Source organism: Microbacterium sp. 1.5R (genome assembly GCF_007667425.1).
In the GTDB taxonomy this organism is placed as follows: Bacteria; Actinomycetota; Actinomycetes; order Actinomycetales; family Microbacteriaceae; genus Microbacterium.
On record NZ_VDRC01000001.1, the window covers coordinates 1038950 to 1059966 of the forward strand.

A 21017-nucleotide genomic window follows, 5' to 3' on the forward strand; every position below is an offset into this window, starting at 1 on the left:
CTCTTCCTCTTCGGATCAGTCCAGGCGCGAGCGGTCGCCGTCGAACGCGGCGTCCAGGATGCGCATCAGCAGGTCGGGGGTGGCCGCCACGCTCGCGAGGGCCGTCAGCCGGGTGACCCCGGCCGCGAGTTCCGCCACCTGCGGCAACTGGGAGCGGGTGAGGCCGAGCTCGGCCAGCGAGGGCGCCAGCCCGATCTCGGCGCAGATCTCGGCGAGGCGGTCGATCGCGGCCTGCGCGTCGTCGGTCGGCGACCCGGTCGCGACGCCCAGCGCGACCGCCATCTCGGCCAGCTGCGGCTGCGTCTCGGCACGACAGGCCTGCAGCACGTACGGCAGCATGAGGCCGGTGCCCAGCCCGTGCGGGGTATGCGTCATCGCGCCGATCGGATACTGCAGCGCGTGCGACAGGTGCGTGCCGCCCGACCCGAAGGCGAGTCCGCCGAGCAGGCTGCCCCAGGCCATCTGCTCGCGCGCATCGAGGTCGTCGCCGAGCGCGACCGCGCGCGGAAGCGCTGTGCCCATCGCGCGCAGGCCGTCGAGCGCCAGCAGGGCGCTCAGGCGGTTGCGGCCGACGAAGATCGGCAGTCGCTCCGACCACTCCGGGTCGCGCGCGACGGCCGTGAACGACTCGGCGCAGTGCACGATCGCGTCGATGCCCGAATGCGCCGTCACGTGCGCGGGGGCGCCGACGGTGAGGTCGGGGTCGACGATCGCCACCCGCGGGACGAGCCGCGCGTCGGAGACCCCGACCTTCAGCGCACGGTCGGGATCGGAGACCACGGCGACCGGAGTCGCCTCGGAGCCCGTTCCCGCCGTCGTGGGCACGGCGACGATCGGCAGCACCGGCCCTCGGACCCTGTTCTCGCCGTAATAGTCGGAGAGCGGGCCCGGCTGCGACAGCAGCAGCGCGACGAGCTTGCCGAGGTCGAGCGCCGACCCGCCGCCCCAGGCCACCACGACGTCCGGATGCCACGCGCGCGCCGCATCCGCGGCGGCGACCACCTCGGCCACGGGCAGCTCCGGCACCACCTCGCTGTGCACGCGGACGGCGACGCCCGACGAGTCGAGGGCATCGAGCGCCTCCGCGAAGCTCTCCGAGCGGGCGAGGAACGGATCGACGACCATCAGGGCGCGGCTGCCGAGCTCGGCGACCGCTGCGGCGAGGGAGCGACGCGCACCCCGGCCGAAGTGCACGGCATCCGGCGCGCGCATCACCGCGTGCGACAGCGTCTGCGACGATGGTCCGCTCATGCGGTCATCCCTCCCTCGACGGGCAGCACCGCGCCGGTCGTGTGGCTCGCGCGGTCGCTGAGCAGCCAGGCGGCGGCGTTCGCGACCTCGGCACCGGTACCGATCTTGCCCAGCGGCATCGCCGCGAGACGCCTGTCCATCGCCTGCGGATCCGCCGCCAGCATCGCGTCGATCATCGCCGAGCGAGTCGGACCAGGCGCGACGGCGTTCACCCTGATGCCGAGGGGGCCGTTGTCGTGCGCGGCGCTGCGGGTGAGGCCGTTCACCGCGTGCTTGGTCGCCTGGTAGACACCGAGGCCGCTGCTGCCCTTGGCGCCGCCCACGCTCGAAGTGTTGACGATCGCGCCGAAGCCCTGGGCCCGCATGACCCGCAGCTCTTCGCGGAGGCACAGCCACATGCCCTTCACGTTCACCGCCATGACGTGGTCGAAGTCCTCTTCCGTCACCTCGTGCAGCAGACCGACCTGCCCAAGGCCCGCATTGTTGAAGGCGCCGTCGAGACGTCCGAACGCCGCGACGGTCTCGTCGACCATGCGCGCGACGTCGCCGGCAGAGGTCACGTCGCCGACGACGACGCGCACCTCACGGTCAGCGGAGCGCAGCTCCTCGGCGATCTCGTCGAGCGCGGCGCCCGAGCGGGCCGCGAGCACCAGGCGCGCTCCCTCGTCGGCGAACACGCGCGCGGCCTCGCGGCCGATGCCCGTGCTGGCCCCGATCAGGAGCACCGCCTTGTCGTGCAGCAGTGATGCGGTCATCGGATCCTCTTCTCGCGGCGGCGGACGGGCGTCGCAGCACCACGCGGACGCGCGGGTGCGGTGTGCGTACGGAGTCGGCGGGGCGCTGCCTCCATGATGTCGACCGGAGCGGGCGGTGTCACCGGCGCACCGTCCGTCCCGCGTCGACGGCGGCGCGGGCGGCCGCGCCGAGCAGGCTCGCGTCGTTGCTCATCATCGTGAAGTCGAAACCGACCCGGACGGATGCCTCGACCGACGACGCCGTGGCACCGCCGGCGTTCCCGATCGGCACCCCCACGGCGTGCGAGGCGGCCACGGCATCGGCGATGAGGCGCTGCACCTCCGGGTCGCTCTCAGCCCTGCCGATTCCGGTGGAGAGATCCGCAGCCCCGACGAGGAGGGCATCGACGCCGTCGACCGCGGCGATCGCCGCCGCGGCGGATGCCGCCTCCGCGCTCTCGATCTGCGGGATGAGGACGACCTCCTCGTCGCCGTAGCGCAGGTACTCCTCGCGCGAGAGCGCCCCCCACGCCCCCGCGCGACTCGTCGACCCCACGCCGCGCGTCCCCCGCGGCGCGAATCGCACGGCCGCCGCAGCCGCCTGCGCCTGAGCCACGGTGTCGACGTGCGGCAGCATGATTCCCTCGGCTCCCGCGTCCAGCACGCGCTGCACGATCCCGCCGTCGAGCGACGGCACCCGGACGATCGGGGCGACGCCCGTGAGCAGGGCGACGCCGATGTGACGGTGCACGGTCTCCATGCTCATCGCCGAGTGCTCGAGATCGATCACCGCGAAGTCGAAACCGGCCAGGGCTACGAGCTCCATGCTCTCCACCGCGGGCAGCTTCACCCAGGTGCCGAGCGGCACGGCATCGGCGCGCCGCAACGCGGCGCGGAAGAGGCTGCGCCTCGGCATCCCTCCCATCAGAGCCCCTCCGGCACGCCGACGCCCGGCCGGGCGGGGTAGTCGGCGGCGTTGAGCACCCACCCCGAGGCCGAGAAGTCGACGCGCGGCGGCGAGAAGATGTCGATGAGCTGCTGGTGCGGCCCCACGCCCTGCGTGGTGTGCACGGTCGGCGGCGGGATGACGCAGATCGACGGGGTGGCGATCTCGCGGCTCTCGTCCGGTCGCCACTGCGTCGAATCCGGACCCCACGGGTAGCGGATGTGGTGCACGAACCGCCCCTGAACGGCGAGGGAGATCTGCTCGAAGTCGTCGTGGAAGTGCGGCGACAGCTTCAGCGGGTCGCGCGGCTGCGGCTCCTCGGCGAGGAAGTTGACCATGAGGTTCGTGGTGCGGAAGATGCGGCCGAACCGCCCCGGTGCGATCGGGGTCTCGGCGAGCGGGTACACGCGCAGACGGAACCCGTCGACGGGGTCGGGCCATTCGCCGAGCGGTGCGGCGCGCGGATCGGGCTCGTCGTACGCGTCGGCGTTCAGCGCCGCGGCGCGCAGATCGTCGGCGACGACGGAGAAGAGCCGGATGAGGATGCCGTCCTCTACGACCTCGATCGACGACTCTCCCGGTGGCACGACCACGAAGGCCTCCTCCGCGACGTCCTGCGTCTCGGCGCCGGCCCGCACGCGGATCGGCGCGCTGCCCGAATACTGCAGCACCGCGTACTCGTCGGGCTGATCGGCGCGGGTGAACGTGTCACCCGCCACGGCGACCGTGTAGGCCACCACGAGTGTGGCGCTGCGGGCGAGCCAGGTCCGGCTCCCGGCCGGGGTCTGCTCGGTCGGCTCGAGCGCGAGGAACTCGATCCACTGCGACGGCTTGATGGGCGTGGACGGGTCGACCTCGACGGCGGGGGCCGCCGCCTGCAGGGTCGAGCGGATGTCGTCTGAGGCGTACTGCGTGGGCATGTCTGCTCCTGGGAATGCGGTCGGTCAGAGCGTGACGCCGGCTCGGCCCTTGAGACCGAGCATGCGACGCGCGTCGTCGGGGGTGGCGATCTCGCGGCCGAGGTCCTCGACGACGGATCGGATCTTCTGCACCTGTTCGGCGTTGCTGCGGGCGAGCCTGCCGCGGCCGATCCACAGGCTGTCCTCGAGCCCCACACGCACATGGCCGCCCAGCCACGCCGAGTGCGTCGCGAACTGCATCTGCGCGCGCCCCGCGGCGAAGGCGGAGAACTGGTAGTCGTCGCCGAACAGCGTGTCGGCGATGCGCACCATGTGCTCGAGGTTGGCGTGGTCCGCCCCGATGCCGCCCAGGATGCCGAAGACGCCCTGGATCATGAACGGCGGCTTCGCGAGGCCCTTGTCGACGAAGTAGGCGAGCGAATAGAGGTGGCCGATGTCGTAGCACTCGAACTCGAAGCGCGTACCTCTCTTCTCGCCGAGCTCCCGCAGGGTCTGCTCGATGCGATCGAAGCTGTTGATGAACGGGTGACTGTACGTCCCCCGCACATACGGCTCCTCCCAGTCGTGCTTCCACTCGGTGACCTTGTCGGCGATGCCCGAGTAGACGAAGTTCATCGACCCCATGTTCAGGCTCGCGAGCTCGGGGCTGAACCGGTTCGCCCCGGCGAGCCGCTGGTCCATCGTCATCTGCGACGATCCGCCCGTGGTGATGTTGATGACCACGTCGACCTCGTCGAGGATGCGCGGCACGATCTCCTCGTAGATCTCCGCCTCCCAGGCCGGGCGTCCGTCCGGATGCCGGGCATGGAGGTGGATGATCGCCGACCCCGCGGCGGCGGCGTCGAGCGCCGACCGCACCACCTCGTCGGTGGTGATCGGCAGGTGGTCGCTCTGCGACGGCACGTTGACGCTGCCCGTCACCGCCGTGGTGATGATGACCTTCTCCGCGATGTGCACGGCGACCTACGCTCGGCCGACGGTGTCGCCCGACCACGGGAGGACGCGGCTGCCGGTCTGCGCCGACGGCTCAGGCGAGTCCTCCAGGCCGAGGAGGTAGGCGGGGTTGTGCACGATCATCCGCCGGACGTCCTTCTCGGAGATGCCGTGATCGAGCAGCGCCTGCACCACGTAGAGGTAGCCCTCGGTGGGCGGCGGGTTGTCGCGCTGGCCGAGATCGGAGTCGATGACGGTGCGCTCGGGGCCGATCCGCTCGATCCAGTCGATCAGACGGGAGATCGGCCACCCGGGCGCTGGGACGCCCGGGTGGTACATGGACATCTCGTGCTCGACGAAGGCGCCGTAGGAGAGGATCTCCTTCACGTTGCTCTCGCTCGCGCCGATGATGAAGTCGGGGTGGTGCAGCAGGAGCCGCTTCACGCCCTGTTTCTGCGCGGTGGCGAACCAGGCCTTCTGCGACTCCACGTCGAGGTGGCCGCCGGTCAGCAGGATGTCGGCCTCCGCCACGAGCTGCGCGACGCGCACCGTCTCTGCCGAGACGTCGCCGTTCTCGTCGAAGATCGACTCCTCCTTCTCTTCGAGGTTCGACCCTGCCGACGGGAAGCCGTCGTCGTGATTGTGCGCATCGATGTGCTGCTTCGCCGAGACGGTCGGCCCCCACACCGCGCGGCCGCCCATCTGGATGGCGACGGCCACCGCCGAGGGGTTCACCCCGCCGACCTCGGTGTTGAGGGCCACGCCGCCGTATGCCGGGACGGGCGCCTCGCGGAGCTGATCGCGCATGGCGAGGAGGTCCATCACGGTGTTGTGGTGGTGCGACTTGATGAGGATCGCTCGCAGACCGATGCGGCCGGCGTCGTGCGAGGCCTCGACGTGGTTGAGGCGGCGCGGGAACGGGCTGGGGCCGGAGTGCGTGTGCAGATCGACGGCGCCGTCGATGACCTTCAGCAGAGCGGGCGTGGGCTCTGTGGCCGTGTACGACGGCATGTCGTGTGCGTCGGTGGTGCTCATCCGACGACCTCCTTGTGTTCGGATTGTGAATAGCTGCGTTCACCATATGACACACATCCCGGCTTGTCCATCGCAACTTTCCCGTCGCTGTTACTGCGACACGACCTGTTGACATCGCCGATCAGACACCCGTATCGTTCATATTCTGAATACCGCGGCTGTAATGTGAACGTCACGACCACTCGACGAGGAGGTGGGCATGGAACTCGACGACGACGAGGAGACCCCGACGTCTCTTCCCGAGATCGAGCGAGGCGCGATCCAGTCGATCGAGCGCGCGTCGGCCGTGCTGGCGCTTCTTGATCAGGACACCCGCACCCTGACCCCCGCCCTGGTCGCCGGACGGCTCGGACTCAACCGCACGACCGCGCACCGCTACCTGCAGTCGCTGCAGGGCGCCGGATTCCTGGATGCCGGCTACGGCCTCGGGCCGCTCTTCGATCAACTGGCCGCCCTCATCTCCGGGCGACAGCAGATCTTGAGCCTCGCACCGGGGATCATGCGCGAGCTCTCGGATGCCGCGGAGTCGACGTGCGTGCTCAGCATGCTCGGACGCGGCGGCGCGGTGGTGACCCTCGTCGAAGAGGCACTGCGGGGCACGATCATCCTGACCGTCAAAGTCGGGACGAATCTCGAGGTGCGCGCGGCGCAGTCCCGCGCCCTCCTCGCGTTCCAGAGCGACCCCGACGTCGTCGCCCGCGCGCACGCCGGCCTCGCGCCCGCCGAGATCGCCCGGGAGTCCCAGGAACTCGCGCGCGTGCGCCGAGAGCGTGTCGCCTGGGGCGACCTCGGGCGCATCGGGCTCTCGTCGGTCGCCGCGCCCGTGTTCGGCGCCCACGACATCCAGGCGGCCATCGCGCTGCTCGGCACCAGCGCGATGCTGCCCTCCGGGGAGTCACGCACCGAGAAGGTGCAGCTGCTCCGCGACGCCGCAGACCGCCTCAGCGACCTTCTCACCCCCTGACCGGCCCGGAGAGGACCATGACGACATCACAACGACGGCGACCACGGGCAGCATGGCTGCTCCTCGTGCCGGCGCTCGCCCTGCTGGCCGGCGTGCTGCTGATCCCGCTCGGACAGAGTCTCGTGCGCAGCTTCCAGCTGCCTCCGAGCGCGGGCGGCGGATGGACCGTGGCGAGCTACGTCCAGCTGTTCACCGACGGGGTCACCCTCACCGTGCTCGGCCGCACCGCCACCACCGCCCTCATCGTGACGATCGTGGCCTTCGCCCTCGGCTACCCCTACGCGTACCTGATGACACGGGTGAGCGACACCACCAGGGCGCTGCTGCTGGTGGTCGTCCTCATCCCGTTCTGGACGTCGGTCATGGCCCGCAACTTCGCCTGGCTGACCATCCTGCAGCGCGGGGGACCCGTGCACACCGCACTGTCCTGGATAGGACTCGGCGACATCCAGCTCGTGGGGTCCCAGATCGGCGTCACGATCGCCATGAGTCAGGTGCTGCTTCCCTTCATGGTGCTGCCACTGTTCTCGTCGCTCAGCGGCATCGACCGCCGGCTCCTCCTCGCCGCGCGCGGACTCGGTTCATCCCCGCTGGCCGCGTTCTGGAAGATCTACTGGCCGCTGTCCCGCGGCGGCGTCGTCGCCGGACTGATCCTCGTGTTCACCCTCAGCCTCGGCTTCTACGTCACCCCCGCCCTGCTGGGGTCGCCGCAGCAGTCGCTCATCGCCCAGCTGCTCGCGCAGCGCACCACGCAGCTGCTCGACTTCGCCGGCGCGAGCGCGCTCGGCATGCTCGTGCTCGTCGTCACCCTGGCCCTGGTCTGGTGGGCCAACCGGGTGGGCGGGGCCGTATCCGCGATCGGCGTCGTCGCGACGTCGGGGAAGAGCTGATCATGACCGACCTGAAGCCGAGGGTCGACGACGCGACCGAGACGGCGACCATCACCGCCGGTCGCCGCGGCCGACGTCGCCGCGACCGCTCCGTCGACCCCATCCCGTGGTGGCTCATCGTGATCGGCGCAGCCGTGGCCCTGTACTTCGTGCTGCCGACGCTGTTCGTCATCCCGATGAGCTTCGGCGGATCCGGCAGCTTCCAGTTCCCACCGCGCGAGTGGTCGCTCGACCTCTACCGCAACTTCTTCACGAACCCGAAGTGGATCGGCTCCCTGGGCAATTCGCTCCTGGTCGCCGTACTGGCCTCGCTGTTGGCGACGACGGTCGGCACGGCCGCCGCGGTGGGGCTGTACTCGCTGTCCGGCCGGCTGCCGCAGTTCGTCCGCACACTGCTCATGGTGTCGATGGTCACGCCTGCGATCGTCGTGGCGGTCGCCGTCTACATCACGTTCCTGCAGTGGCACCTGGTCGGATCCCTCGGCGGCTACGTCCTCGCGCACGCCGCGTTGGGCGTGCCGTTCGTCCTCGTGTCCGTCACCAGCGCGCTGGGCGGCTTCGACGCCCGACTGCTGCGCGCCTCGGCGTCGCTCGGCGCCTCGCCCGCCCGGACCTTCGTGCGGGTGACGCTGCCGCTGATCGGACGCGGCGTGCTCACCGGCGCCATCTTCGCCTTCGTGACCAGCCTCGACGAGGTCGTGATCGCGCTGTTCCTGCGATCGCCGACCTTCCAGACGCTGCCCGTGCAGATGTACACCGCGGTGACGGTCGAGGTCGACCCCACCATCGCCGCGTCCTCGAGCCTGGTGGTGGTCACGGTGACCCTCCTCCTGCTCATCCCCCTCCTCGTCCGCCGCACGCGGCGCCGCTGAGCCGCCCAGAAGGAGCCTCCGATGACCATCACGACCACCGCCGCCCAGGCGATCACCGACACCCGACAGGGCACCGAGATCCGGCTGCAGAACGTCACCAAGGAGTACGGCTCGGCACAGCCGGCCGTCGACGCCATCTCGCTCACGATTGCCCCCGGCGAGTTCATGACCCTGCTCGGCCCGTCCGGATCCGGCAAGACCACCACGCTGAACCTCATCGCCGGGTTCGAGACGCTGACCGACGGCTCGATCGCCCTCGACGGCACCGACGTGAGCGCGCTCCCTCCGCATCGCCGCGAGCTGGGCATGCTCTTCCAGAGCTACGCGCTCTTCCCGCACATGACCGTCGCCCAGAACGTCGCGTACCCGCTGAAGGAGAGGCGGATGCCGCGCGACGTGATCGCCGCGAAGGTCGCCGCCGTGCTCCAGCTCGTGCAGCTCACCGGTCGCGACGACGACTACCCGACCCAGCTGTCAGGCGGGCAGCAGCAGCGGGTGGCCCTGGCCAGAGCCATCGTCTTCGACCCGAAGGCCCTGCTGCTCGACGAACCGCTCGGCGCGCTCGACCGCAATCTGCGCGGAGCGCTGCAGACCGAGATCCGCCGCATCCACCGCGAGGTCGGCTCGACGTTCGTGTTCGTCACGCACGACCAGGAGGAGGCGATGAACCTCTCCGACCGCATCGCTCTGTTCAACGCGGGGCACATCGAGCAGGTGGGCAGCCCGGAGCAGCTCTACCGCGAGCCCGAGACGCTCTTCACGGCCCGGTTCCTCGGCGATTCGAACGTCTTCGCCCTCGATGGCGGGGTCGGCGGCGGGATCGACGGCGCCCGCGGCGGCGAGCGCGAGACGGTGTGGGAGGACCGCAACTGGGGCGTCGACCCGACCACGGTCGCCGCGCACCCCGGCGTGCGGACGCGTGCGGCGATCGTGGTGCGGCCGGAGGACGTCGGCCTCGCCGCCTCCGCCGCCGACGTCCCCGCCGGCGCGAACGCCGTGTCCGCCCGCGTGACCGACGTCGAGTACATGGGCTCGTACCGCACCGCGCAGCTCGCGCTCGGCACGTCCGAGACCCCGGGGCAGGCGCGTCTCGACGCCGTGGACGCGACGGTCGCGCCCGGCGACCTCGTGATCGCGCACTGGCGCCCCGGGCGGCAGCGCATCGTCGCCGCCTGACAGACCTCGCGGACGCCTCGGCGGACGCGACCCCTCGACGGCTGGGACTCCGTCGACAACTCCGAGAACGGCTCCGGAACGGAGCACCACACACCAACCAGGAGGTGGACAGCGATGTCCCAGATCACACCCATCCCCCGCCGCGGCGCCATCGCCGCGGTCGGCGCGCTCGCCGTCACCGCAGTGCTGTCCGGCTGTGCCGGCTCGGCCGCGCCCGCCACGTCGGAGTCGGGCGCACCCGCCGCCGGCCCCGTCACGATCACCTACGTCGGATACGGCGGGGCGGGTCAGGACGCGCAGATCGAGGCGTGGCAGAAGCCCTACACCGAGGCGCACCCCGAGGTCACCTTCGTCAACACCTCGCCGCCGGACGTCGCGCAGGTGAAGGCTCAGGTCGACGCCGGCGCCGTGCAGTGGGACGTCATCGCCACCGCACCCTACGCCGCCGAGCAGAACTGCGACACGCTCTTCGAGCCGCTCGAGATCGAGCTCACGGTGCCGGAGGGCGACCTCGTCGACGGTGCCGTCGGCGAGTGCTACACGGCGAACTGGATCAACGCGACGCCGCTCGCCTACCGCACGGACGCCTTCCCCGACGGCGGCCCCGAGACGATCGAGGACTTCTTCGACGTGGAGAAGTTCCCCGGGTCGCGCGGCATGGTGACGAACCTGCAGAACGGCATCCTCGAGTACGCGGCGATCGCCGGCGGCGCCGACCACGACGACCTGTACCCGCTCGACGTCGACGCAGCGCTGGACGAGCTCGACACCATCCGCTCCTCGACCACCTTCGCCCCGAACGTCGGCGCACTGCAGCAGGCGGTGTCATCGGGTCAGGTCGACATGTTCTTCCTGCCGGATTCCCGCATCGTGCCGCTGCTGCAGGAGGGGACGGACGTCACGGTCGTGTGGGATGTGACGATCGCTTCGATCAACGCGTTCGCCGTGCCGAAGGGGTCGCCGAACAAGGCGGCCGTCGAGGACTTCCTCGCGAGCGTGATGGAGCCCGGGCCCGTGGCGAAGATCTCGGAGCTGCTGGGCGTCGCGCCGATCAACTCGGCGGCCGAGCCGACGCTCGACGAGTTCACCTCGACGGTCGAGGCGTACAACACCGACACGAACACCGGCACGACGGTCCTGCAGGACATCCCCTGGTACACCGAGAACTTCAACGACGCGTCGACGAAGCTCACCAACTGGCTGGCCGGCTGAACCGATGACCACCGACCTCCCCGCCGGGCGGGGACTCCCGCCCGGCGGGGAGTCGCACCCGCGGTACGACGACCTGCCCGACGGGGCGAGCTGGGATCACTTCGGTCGAGGAGACCAGCTCGGCACCGTCAACTTCCTCACCCCCGAGCGCGTGGCGGCTGCCGCATCGCTCATCCGATCCGGGCGACGCTTCGGTCTCGACTACCCGGTCGACGCCTTCGAGCCGTACCCCACCGGCACGCGGCGCCCGATCGAGCACCATGTGTTCTCCGGCAACGAGTTCCACCGCGACGACTGGGTCGATTCGTTCTACCTGCAGTCGTCGTCGCAGCTCGACGCCCTGCGCCACATCGGGCAGCCTGGCAGGGGCTTCTACGGTGGGCTGTCGCCCGCGCAGAACACGCAGACGTCGACGGCCCTCGGCATCCATTCGTATGCGGAGGCGGGGATCGCCGGGCGCGGGGTGCTGCTGGATGTGCCCGCGTACTTCGCCGCGGAGGGGATGCCGTACACCGCCGACAGCACGATCGCGCTCGATGCGCCCCTGCTCGACCGCATCGCCGCTCACCAGGGCGTGCGGTTCGCGGGCGGCGACATGCTGCTGCTGCGCACCGGATGGGCGGAGAACCATCTCGCGAAGTCGGTCGACCAACGCGCTGCGACCCCCTGGCGGCTCTCACCGGGGCTCGCCCAGCGACGCAGCGTGCTGCGATGGCTGTGGGACCACGAGATCGCACTCGTCGCCGCCGACAATCTGGCGGTCGAGGCCGACCCGGTCATCGACAGCGACTTCCGCTCCCCCGACGACCGCCCGCCCGAGCGGGGTGTCGACCACGCAGGCATGCTGCACCGCCCCCTGATCGCCCTGCTCGGAATGGCCGTGGGCGAACTGTGGCGTCTCGGCGAGCTCGCGGCCGACTGCGCGCGCGACGGGCGGTACGAGTTCTTCCTCACCGTCAAGCCGCTCCATCTCGTCGGCGGTGTCGGCTCGCCGCCGAATGCGATCGCCATCAAGTGACCCGGGTGGTTGACTTGGCCCATGCCCAGCACCACCCCCACGAACGCGGACGACCGCGGACCGATCCAGTCGATCGATCGCGCGGCCGCTGTGCTGGGTCTCTTCGACGAGAACACGCGCGCACTGACGACCGCGCTCGTGGCCGACCGGCTCGGCATGAACCGCTCGACCGCGCACCGCTACCTGCACGCGCTGCAGACCGCGGGGTTCCTCTCGCCGGGCAACGCACCGGGTCCGCTCATCGATCAGCTCGCCGCCCTCGTCTCCAGCCGGCAGCAGGTGGTCGCGCTCGCGCCGCCCATCCTGCGCCGCCTCGCCGACCGGGTCGGCCTGACCGCGGTGCTGAGCTTCCGCGCCCGCGAGGGGGCGGTCGTGACCCTCGTCGAGGAGGCCCCAGAGGGCACCATCCTGCTGACGGTGCGGCCGGGCACCGTGCTCGAGCTGCGCGCGGCGCAGACCCGGGTGCTCCTCGCGTACCACACCGAGCCGTCGGCGGTGGCCCGAGCACTCGCCGATCTGACCCCGGCGGAGGCCCGCCTCGAGCAGGCCGAGCTCGCGAAGGTGCGGCGCGACCGACTCGCCTGGGCCGACCTGCGCCGCACCGGACTGGAGTCCGTGGCCGTCCCCGTGTTCGGAGGCGGCAACGACGCGGTCGCCACGATCGCCCTGATCGGCACCACCGCTCTGCTCGGGGGCTCAGCGGGCGAGCCGCGGGTCGAGGCGCTGCGCGCCGCCGGCGAAGAGCTCACCGCGGCGCTCGCGCTCTGACTTGTCTCCCGCGGAGGACGCCCGGCACTCAGCCGCTCCGCGCCGGCATCCGGCCTCCGGCACTCAGCGCTGGAAGACCACCTCGCCGCCGACGACGGTCGTCGTGACCTGCTGGTCGGAGATGCGCTCGGGCGCGATCTCGTAGAGGTCGTCGCTGAGCGTGATGAAGTCCGCCAGCATCCCGGCCCGCAGGGTGCCTGTGGCGTGTTCCTGTCCCACCGCGTAGGCCGACCCGAAGGTGTACGCCCGCACGGCCTCGTCGACGCTCACACGCTCACGCTCGCCGAGCACGGCTCCGCCGCTCGTCCGCCGCAGCACCATGTCGCGCAGCGACACCAGCGGATTCGCGTCGGAGATCGGGGAGTCGGTCGATCCGTTCAGCACGATCCCCGCATCAGCGAGCGACTTCACCCGGTAGATGTCGTCGCGACGGTCGTCGGCGACAGCCGCGGCCATGCCGTCGCCGAAGTCCGAGACGAACACGCCTTGTGGCACCGGGATCACCCCGAGGCGCGCCGCCCGGGCGATGTCGTCGTCGCTCGCGAGCGCGAAGTGCTCGATGCGGTGCCGCACGTCCGGCCGCGGCGCGATGCTCTGCGCGTGCTCGATCGCGTCGAGCACGTGCGTGATGGCGCGGTCGCCGATCGCGTGGGTCGCGACCGTCCAGCCGGCCAGATGCGCACCGACGATGTAGTCGCGCAGCGCCTCCGGCTCGTGCAGCAGCACTCCGAAGTTGTCGGCCTCGCCGTGGAAGCAGGCGTGCATCGCGGCGGAGCGTCCGATGAACGATCCGTCAGCGACGATCTTCACCGGCCCCACGCGCAGCCTGTCGTCACCGAGTCCGGTACGGATGCCGAGGTCGAGCCCCAGCACGTCCTTGTCCGGCAGATCGGTGAACGGGTGCAGCACCGTGATGTAGGGCATCAGGGTCGTCCGCACCCGCAGCTGCCGCTGCTCGACGGCGGTCTGATACGCGTGGTAATCGAGCGGGCTGTTGCCCACCATGCGGATCTCGCCGATGCCCGGTTCGGTCACCGAGGTGAGGCCGTAGCTCAGCGCCTGGTCGCTCGCGAGACCCAGGTTGCGCTGCACCTCGTCGAGTCCCATCGGCCGCACGAGAGCGAGGAGCGGAGCCATCGCGGACTCCTGCAGCAGCCCCTCCGGTCGCCCGTCTCGGTCGCGCGGGATGCCGCCGCCCGCGATGTCGGGGAAACCATCGCGCCCCGTGTATCCGGCGAGCTCGAACGCCCGGGTGTTCACGACCATCATGTGGCCGGAGACGTGCTCGAGGATCACCGGTCGGCCGCCCGCCACCCGGTCGAGTCCCTCGGCGGTCGGGTGCCCCTCGAGGAAGTTCTGGTCGTACCCCGACCCCCGCACCCAGGCGTCGGGCGCGAGTCCCGCGGCGTGCTCGCGCACGGCCTCGTAGAGCTCGGCGAGCGAGTTCACGGCGCCGGGCCGCAGGTTCAGCGACGCGAGGCGGAACCCGGTCAGCGACAGATGGTGATGCGCGTCATGGAAGCCCGGCAGCACCGGCTGCCCGCCGAGGTCGACGACCTGATCCGCATCGACACCGTCGAGCTCCTCGTCGAAGCCGACGATGCGCCCGTGCAGGGTGCCGATGCGGCGGGCCGTCGGCCGCGCCGGATCGAGCGTGCGGATGCGGGCGTTGGTGAAGATCGTGTCGACGCGCATGGTTCTCTCTCGCGGTTCTGGTCGGGTCAGCGGACGGGTGGCCAGCGGACGGGTGCCCAGCGGACAGCGGGTCAGCGGACGGGTGGCCGGCGGGCGGGTCAGCGCACGGCGGCCGCGGTCTCGGCGTGCGCCGTCCGCGTGATGCGCCGCTGCAGACCCCAGACGCCGGCGATCGTGACGAGGATCATCACGGCGTAGAACGCCGCGACGGCCCACACGCTGCCGCCGGAGGAGTTGAGGATCCACTGGGCGACCAGCGGCGTCGACCCGCCGAACACGGTGGCGCACAGCTGGTACGCGAGCGAGACGCCCGAGTAGCGGATGCGCGCGGGGAACGCGGAGGCGAGCAGGGTCGCGAGCAGGGCGTAGTAGGCCGTGCTGCCGAGGATCGTGACGTAGAGGGTGACCGTGATCCACAGCGGCGACGCCGCCTGGATGGCGAGGAAGTACGGCACGGTCAGCACCACGCTCAGCACGAGTCCGGCGAGCATGACCCTGGCGATGCCGACGCGCTCGGCGATCTTCGCGGCGATCGGCTGCCAGATGAACTGCAGCACCGCCATGCCCAGGAGGATGTTCAGCATGAGCTGACGGTCGATGCCGAGCGAACCGGTGGTCCAGGCCAGGAGGAACGTGTTCGAGAAGTACGCGTTCGAGATGCCCATGACCGAGGCCAGCACCCCGAGGCCGATGAGCAGCGGGGCGGTGCGGATCGCGACGAGCACCGGGGCGCTGACGACCTCCTGCGACTGCTTCGCCGCCTCGAAGTCCGGCGACTCCTCGACCTTGACGCGGATGACGAGTCCGACGATCACGAGGATCGCCGACACGAGGAACGGGACGCGCCAGCCCCACGAGATGAACTGCTCGTCCGGCAGCAGGCCGACCAGCAGGAACATCACTGTGGCGAGGATGGAGCCGGCCGGCGAGCCCTGCTGCACCCAGGCGCCGGCGAGGCCCTTCTTCTCGGCACGGGCGTTCTCGGTGGACAGCAGCACCGCGCCGCCCCACTCGCCGCCGACCGCGAAGCCCTGCAGGCCGCGCAGCACGACGAGGAGGATCGGGGCGAGGATGCCGATCTGGGCGTACGTCGGCAGCAGGCCGATCAGCGTGGTGGCCGAACCCATGAGGATGAGGGTGAGCACCAGCACGTTCTTGCGGCCGAACTTGTCGCCGAAGTGGCCGAAGACGAGACCGCCGACCGGACGCATCAGGAAGCCGACCCAGAAGGTCGCGAAAGAGGCGAGCAGAGCGGCGCCGGGCGCCACCTCGGGGTAGAACACACGGCCGAAGACGAGGGCGGCGGCGGTTCCGAAGATGTAGAAGTCGTACCACTCGATCGCCGTGCCGACGAAGGCACCCACCATCGAACGACGTTGCCGGGCAGGACTGATCTCAGTGCGTGAAGTAGCCATCGGGGGGGCTCTCTGTTCGGAGGAGTCGGGATCTGCTCATCCTCACCGGCTCGGCCCATGCTCGTCCAATGAGAAAAGCGGGTCTCGACATACGATTCTCGTATGTACGGTGAACGTGAGCTCGAGGCCTTCGTGGCCGTCCTCGACTGCGGATCGGTGAGCCTCGCAGCAGAACGCCTGATCAGGACGCAACCCACGGTATCGCGGCAGATCGCCTCCCTGGAGCGTCAGGTGGGCGCCGCGCTGTTCCGTCGGATGCCGCAGGGCATGGTCGCGACCTACGCCGGCGACCGGCTCGAGCCGATGGCCCGCGACCTCGTGCGGCGCGGGCGTCGGGCGCGCGAGGTGATGAGCGGCATCGTGCAGGACGAGCGCTCCTTCGTCGCCGCCGCCCCCGAGATGACCAGCGTGCTCGTGCTCGCGCCGTTCATCGCGCGCGGCGGACCGATCTCCGACGTCGTGGTCGCGACACCGGCCGAGACCTACGACCGCCTGCGCTCCGGCGCCGATCTCGCCGTGACGACCAGTCCTCCGGATTCGCGTCTGCGCAGCATCCGCATCCTCGATCTGCCCCTCTACTGCCAGCTTCCGTCCGCGCACCCCCTCGCCGCGGGGGAATCGGTCGAGCTCCGCGACCTCCTCACCGGCCCATTCCTCACGTCCGGCGTCGGCTCAGCCGCGTGGACGCAGATCCAGCGGGCGGCCGAGAGCGAGGCGTGGTCGCTCGAGATGGCGAGCTTCGGTGCGGACGCCCCGATCGTGCAGGCCCGATCGGCCGCCGGACACGGTCCGTGCGTGGTGGTCGAGCCCCCGCGCTTCGGCCTGGTCTCCAAGCCCCTCCATCACCGCGGCGCCCCCATGCAGTGCGCGCTCTACGCGAGCTGGGAGCGCACGCACTACGCCCGGGACGACATCCGCGCCGTGATCGATCAGCTCGCCGATTTCGTCGCCGATCACGTGTCAGGACTGCACGAGAAGGCCGCGCTCCGCTCCGCCTGACGACGCCCCGGCCACCGCCGCGAGGGCTCCGAGCACGTCCGAATCGGGTGCTGCTTTACGTCCGGTCCTTTCATTCTCGGGGGGCGGGGTCCGTGAAAAAAACTTCCTGCTCGTATCCGTGCAGACACGCCGCCGAGGCCGGACCTCCCGGCAATCCGCCCTGGGGTGTGCCTCCGAACCGGGACTATGACGCTCTCCCCCTCCGCGCCATTCCTTCGGCTGTCCCGGCTCTCCGCCGCGGTGCGGCGAGCCGTGCCGCAGCTCGCCGCGTTCGGCGGTGTGGGTCTCATCGCCTTCGTCGTCGACGTCGGCGGCTACAACCTCCTCCGCTCGACCGTCATGCCCGATCAGGTCATCTGGGCCAAGGTCATCTCGGTCTCCGTCGCCACGGCTGTCGCGTGGCTCGGTCATCGCTATCTCACCTTCCGTCACACACGGCGACCCGCCGTCGCGAAGGAACTGCTGCTCTTCGTCCTCGCGAACGGCGGCGGGCTGCTGGTCGCCGCCGGCTGCCTGTTCGTCTCGCACTACGTGCTCGGCTTCACCAGCCAGCTCGCCGACAACATCGCCGGGAACGTGGTCGGCCTGATCCTCGGCACCGCGTTCCGCTATCTCACCTACCGATTCCTGGTCTTCCGGACGCCTCAGGAGGCAACACCATGACTCTCCTCGCGCACGCCCTGTTCCACCCCTTCGAGAGCGACCCCGCTCCGGGTCCGCTGCTCCCCCCTGCACCGGACGATGCACCGGCACCCGGGGTACCCAACCGCGAAGTCCTCGACCCCGGTCTGGTCGAGACCTCGCAGAGCGCCTCGGGCGTCGACTGGCTCGCCGTCGCCGGGCACGTCGGGCTCGTCGCCGTCGCGCTCGCCCTCACCGCGGTCGCCGTGACGACGCTGTGGTGGATGCTGTACGCCTGGCGCTCCAAGAGCACCTACGACAGCACCGCCTTCTCGCGGGAGCCGCGCCCCGCGCAGCACACCTTCACCCTCCTGGTGCCGGGCCGGCACGAGGAGGAGGTCATGGGCGAGACCCTCGATGCCCTGGCCGCGCAGACCCACCCCGACGTGCAGATCATCGCGATCGTCGGCGACGACGACCCCGGCACGACGGCCGTCGTCCGTGCGGCCGCGGCGCGGCACCCCGACCGCATCGAGGTCGTGGTCGACGACAGCGTGCCGAAGAACAAGCCGAAGGCGCTCAACCGCGCCCTCGCCTACGCCGGGGGTTCGATCGTCGGCGTGTTCGACGCCGAGGACGAGGTGCACCCTGAGCTCCTCCGCCACATCGACTCGCGGTTCACCGAGACCGACGCCACGGTCGTGCAGGGCGGCGTGCAGCTGATGAACTTCCGCTCCTCGTGGTGGTCGCTGCGCAACGTCCTCGAGTACTACTTCTGGTTCCGCTCGCGGCTGCACTTCCATGCCGGAGCGAAGTTCATCCCGCTCGGCGGCAACACGGTGTTCGTGAAGCGCGACGCCCTCGAGCGCAACGGCGGGTGGGATGCCGAGTGCCTCGCGGAGGACTGCGAGCTCGGCGTGCGCCTCTCCAGCCAGGGCGAGAAGGTCGTCGTGGCCTACAGCCCCGAGTACGTGACCCGTGAGGAGACCCCCGGCACGCTGCCGTCGTTCTACAAGCAGCGCACCCGCTGGAATCAGGGCTTCCTGCAGGTGCTGCGCAAGGGCGAGTGGCGTGCACTGCCGACCCGCGGTCAGCGCATGTTCGCGCGCTACATGCTCGCCATGCCGTTCCTGCAGGCCGCAACGGGGCTGCTCATCCCGCTCTCGCTCTTCCTGATCTTCGTGGTGAAGGTGCCGACCATCGTCGCGCTTCTCACGTTCATCCCCCTCGCTCCGACGCTCGTGACGGTCGCGGTCGAGATCGCCGGACTCGGCGAGTTCGGTCGCCTGTACGGCGAGAAGGTGCGCGTCCGCGATTACGTACGACTGGTGCTCGGCACCATCCCGTTCCAGGTGCTCCTCGCCGGTGCCGCCATCCGCGCCGTGTACCGCGAGCTCCGCGGCGAGCGCGGCTGGGAGAAGACCGAGCACAGCGGGGCGCACCGCGAGCCCGCGGCCGCGGGAGCCGCCGCACCCGCCCCCGCCGCATCCGCTCCGATCCGCGAGGAGGTCGCCGCATGAGCACGACACTCGAGAAGACCGCCGAGATCGAGCGGGAACCGGCCGGCTCCTCCACGCCCACGGTCGACGGGGCGTCCGCGAAGACCCCATCCGGCCCCGGCCGCGTGTCGCTGTGGTTCCGCACGCACGGAGGAGACCTCCTCTGGCTCCTCCCGGTGCTGCTCGTCAGCGGTGTGGTGAACTTCCTCAACGTGGGCGGCTCGCCGCAGCGCATCGACGACGAGGGCACCTATACCGCGCAGGCCTGGGCGGTGACCCACCTCGGCGAACTCGCGCACTACACGTACTGGTACGACCACCCACCGCTCGGCTGGCTGCAGATCGCCGGCTACACGCAGCTGACGGGCGCGTTCGAGCGCTGGGACGTCGCCGTGCTGGCCGGCCGCGAGGCCGTGCTCGTCGCCGCACTGATCTCGATCGTGCTGCTGTGGGCCCTCGCCCGCCGGCTCGGGATGTCGCGCTTCGCTTCGGCTGCGACGGGCCTCGTCTTCGCCGTCTCTCCCCTCGCGCTGCAGTTCCACCGCACCGTCTACCTCGACAACATCGCGGTGCCGTGGCTGCTGCTCGCATTCTTCCTGGCCACGAACCGGAGGGGTCAGCTCGCCGCGTTCGCAGGATCCGCCCTGGCGTTCGGCATCGCCGTCCTGACCAAGGAGACGTTCCTGCTCGCCCTGCCGATCCTCGCCTGGGTGATGCTGCGCAGCGCACGCCGCGAGACCCGCCGGTACACCCTCTCGGTGGCCGCCAGCATCCTCGTGCTGATCGGCGGCAGCTATCTCCTGCTCGCCGCGGTCAAGGGCGAGCTCCTCAGCGGTGCCGATCGGGTGAGCCTCATGGAGGGCATCACCTTCCAGCTGGCGTCGCGCGAGAGCAGCGGATCGATCGCCGATCCTGACTCCCTCATCAACCGGACGCTGAGCATGTGGTGGCAGCTCGATCCGGTGTTCATCGTGGTGAGCCTCATCGCGGCCGTGTACGCCCTGCTGCTGCCGCGACTGCGCCCGTACGCGGTGCTCGTGCTCGCGATGACCGCGTTCATGTTCCGCCCCGGCGGGTACCTGCCCGTGCCGTATGTGATCATGCTGATCCCCTTCGGCGCCCTCCTCATCGCCGGTGCTGCGGACAGCGCGGTGGTCCGCTTCCGTCACAAGTCGGCGACCCGGCGCGGCCTCGCGGCCGGGTTCGTCGCGGTCGCAGCCGTGGGCGCGATCGTGGCGGTGCCGCTGTGGAGCACTCAGCTGCGCGGCTTCGTGCTCGCCGATCTCGACGCTCCGCTCCGGGGCGCGGAGCAGTGGCTCGACGAGAACGCCACGACCGACCAGCGCATCATCGTCGACGACGCGATGTGGGTCGACCTCGTGCGCGCCGGCTGGGATCGCGACAACGTGATCTGGTACTACAAGCTCGACACCGACCCCGCCGTGCAGGCCGACTCGCCCAACGGCTGGCGCGACGCCGACTACGTCGTCACGACCGACTCCATGCGCACCTTCCCCGGCGCGTTCCCGCAGGTGCAGGAGGCGATCGACAACTCGGTCGTCGTGGCCTCGTTCGGCACGGGACCGCAGGCCGTCGAGGTGCGCCGCGTGACGATCGACGGCGCCGAGCAGGCCGCGATCTCGCAGGAGGATGCCGTCGCGCAGCGCGCACAGCTCGGCGCCCAGCTCGCGACGAACCCCGCAGTGGTCCTCACGGGCGCGGATCGCGACCGGCTGGTCGCCGGTCAGATCGACGTGCGCATCATCTCGGTGCTCGCCGCGGTCGCCGGCACCGGCTCGGTCTCCGTCGCGGGCTTCCCCGTGGTGGATGGCGAGGGCGACGAGTCGTTCCGGCAGCTCGAAGTCTCGGCGATCGGCGGATCGCCCGTCGCCGAGGGCGGCCGGGTGACCCCGGAGGGTCGTGCGTTCCTCGACTCTCTGACCGGCGCCTACGAGCCGACGGAGGTCGCCGTCTCCGACGACACCGTCGTCCTGCGGTACCCGATCTCGCTGCAGCCCGTGCTGCCCTGACCACACCCCCTCACCGACCGACCTGCACCACGCACGCAC

Annotated in this window: 19 protein-coding genes; 11 read left to right on the forward strand and 8 right to left on the reverse strand. The window is 70.6% G+C overall.

Annotated features, from left to right (window positions below; all coding sequences use genetic code 11):
• Positions 1–15 precede the first annotated feature (15 nt).
• The 6 genes from FSY98_RS05165 to FSY98_RS05190 form a co-directional block, all read right to left on the reverse strand.
• Entirely contained in the window at positions 16–1251 is a 1236-nt protein-coding gene (locus FSY98_RS05165; protein ID WP_144874562.1) for an iron-containing alcohol dehydrogenase, read from the reverse strand.
• Positions 1248–2006, reverse strand: coding sequence for an SDR family NAD(P)-dependent oxidoreductase (locus tag FSY98_RS05170; protein ID WP_144874564.1), 759 nt, complete (start codon positions 2004–2006; stop codon positions 1248–1250). The genes FSY98_RS05165 and FSY98_RS05170 overlap by 4 nt, the downstream gene beginning before the upstream one ends.
• A 118-nt stretch (positions 2007–2124) precedes the next feature.
• Complete coding sequence (locus FSY98_RS05175) at positions 2125–2901, reverse strand: HpcH/HpaI aldolase/citrate lyase family protein (protein WP_144874566.1); 777 nt, start codon at positions 2899–2901, stop codon at positions 2125–2127.
• Positions 2902–2909: 8 nt separating this feature from the next.
• Positions 2910–3851: a hypothetical protein gene (locus FSY98_RS05180; RefSeq protein WP_144874568.1), complete on the reverse strand. Its 942-nt coding sequence runs from the start codon at positions 3849–3851 to the stop codon at positions 2910–2912.
• 24 nt (positions 3852–3875) lie between these two features.
• Positions 3876–4808 (reverse strand): 3-keto-5-aminohexanoate cleavage protein, encoded by a 933-nt coding sequence (locus FSY98_RS05185; protein WP_144874570.1) that lies wholly within the window; start codon positions 4806–4808, stop codon positions 3876–3878.
• Between the two features lie 6 nt (positions 4809–4814).
• A complete protein-coding gene (locus FSY98_RS05190) occupies positions 4815–5819 on the reverse strand; it encodes a DUF6282 family protein (RefSeq protein ID WP_186307550.1) in 1005 nt (334 codons plus the stop codon).
• Between the two features lie 199 nt (positions 5820–6018).
• On the opposite strand from FSY98_RS05190, the gene FSY98_RS05195 reads away from it, so the two are divergent.
• The 7 genes from FSY98_RS05195 (at position 6019) to FSY98_RS05225 (ending at position 12719) form a co-directional block, all read left to right on the forward strand.
• Positions 6019–6783 carry an IclR family transcriptional regulator gene (locus tag FSY98_RS05195; protein WP_144874572.1) on the forward strand — a complete coding sequence of 255 codons (765 nt, stop codon included), beginning with the start codon at positions 6019–6021 and terminating at the stop codon, positions 6781–6783.
• Between the two features lie 17 nt (positions 6784–6800).
• The gene (locus FSY98_RS05200; protein WP_144874574.1) at positions 6801–7673 is read left to right on the forward strand and encodes an ABC transporter permease; all 873 of its coding nucleotides are present in this window, start codon (positions 6801–6803) and stop codon (positions 7671–7673) included.
• 2 nt (positions 7674–7675) lie between these two features.
• Complete coding sequence (locus FSY98_RS05205) at positions 7676–8545, forward strand: ABC transporter permease (RefSeq protein WP_144874576.1); 870 nt, start codon at positions 7676–7678, stop codon at positions 8543–8545.
• 21 nt (positions 8546–8566) lie between these two features.
• Entirely contained in the window at positions 8567–9721 is a 1155-nt protein-coding gene (locus FSY98_RS05210; protein ID WP_144874578.1) for an ABC transporter ATP-binding protein, read from the forward strand.
• 114 nt (positions 9722–9835) lie between these two features.
• On the forward strand, positions 9836–10933 hold the full coding sequence (locus tag FSY98_RS05215) for an extracellular solute-binding protein (protein WP_144874580.1): 1098 nt from the start codon (positions 9836–9838) through the stop codon (positions 10931–10933).
• A 4-nt stretch (positions 10934–10937) separates the two neighbouring features.
• Positions 10938–11951 carry a cyclase family protein gene (locus tag FSY98_RS05220; RefSeq protein WP_144874582.1) on the forward strand — a complete coding sequence of 338 codons (1014 nt, stop codon included), beginning with the start codon at positions 10938–10940 and terminating at the stop codon, positions 11949–11951.
• A gap of 21 nt (positions 11952–11972) precedes the next feature.
• Positions 11973–12719, forward strand: a complete 747-nt coding sequence (locus FSY98_RS05225) for an IclR family transcriptional regulator (protein WP_144874584.1) — start codon at positions 11973–11975, stop codon at positions 12717–12719.
• A gap of 63 nt (positions 12720–12782) precedes the next feature.
• On the opposite strand, the gene FSY98_RS05230 is transcribed toward FSY98_RS05225, so the two are convergent.
• Entirely contained in the window at positions 12783–14414 is a 1632-nt protein-coding gene (locus FSY98_RS05230; RefSeq protein ID WP_144874586.1) for an amidohydrolase, read from the reverse strand.
• Between the two features lie 98 nt (positions 14415–14512).
• Positions 14513–15781 carry an MFS transporter gene (locus FSY98_RS05235; RefSeq protein WP_222119111.1) on the reverse strand — a complete coding sequence of 423 codons (1269 nt, stop codon included), beginning with the start codon at positions 15779–15781 and terminating at the stop codon, positions 14513–14515.
• A 150-nt stretch (positions 15782–15931) separates the two neighbouring features.
• On the opposite strand from FSY98_RS05235, the gene FSY98_RS05240 reads away from it, so the two are divergent.
• The 4 genes from FSY98_RS05240 (at position 15932) to FSY98_RS05255 (ending at position 20978) form a co-directional block, all read left to right on the forward strand.
• Positions 15932–16828, forward strand: coding sequence for a LysR family transcriptional regulator (locus tag FSY98_RS05240; RefSeq protein WP_144874590.1), 897 nt, complete (start codon positions 15932–15934; stop codon positions 16826–16828).
• 186 nt (positions 16829–17014) lie between these two features.
• Positions 17015–17491 carry a GtrA family protein gene (locus tag FSY98_RS05245; RefSeq protein ID WP_144874592.1) on the forward strand — a complete coding sequence of 159 codons (477 nt, stop codon included), beginning with the start codon at positions 17015–17017 and terminating at the stop codon, positions 17489–17491.
• Positions 17488–18969: a glycosyltransferase gene (locus tag FSY98_RS05250; protein WP_144874593.1), complete on the forward strand. Its 1482-nt coding sequence runs from the start codon at positions 17488–17490 to the stop codon at positions 18967–18969. The genes FSY98_RS05245 and FSY98_RS05250 overlap by 4 nt, the downstream gene beginning before the upstream one ends.
• Positions 18966–20978, forward strand: a complete 2013-nt coding sequence (locus FSY98_RS05255) for a glycosyltransferase family 39 protein (protein WP_144874595.1) — start codon at positions 18966–18968, stop codon at positions 20976–20978. Before FSY98_RS05250 ends, FSY98_RS05255 begins: the two co-directional genes overlap by 4 nt.
• Positions 20979–21017: the final 39 nt, after the last annotated feature.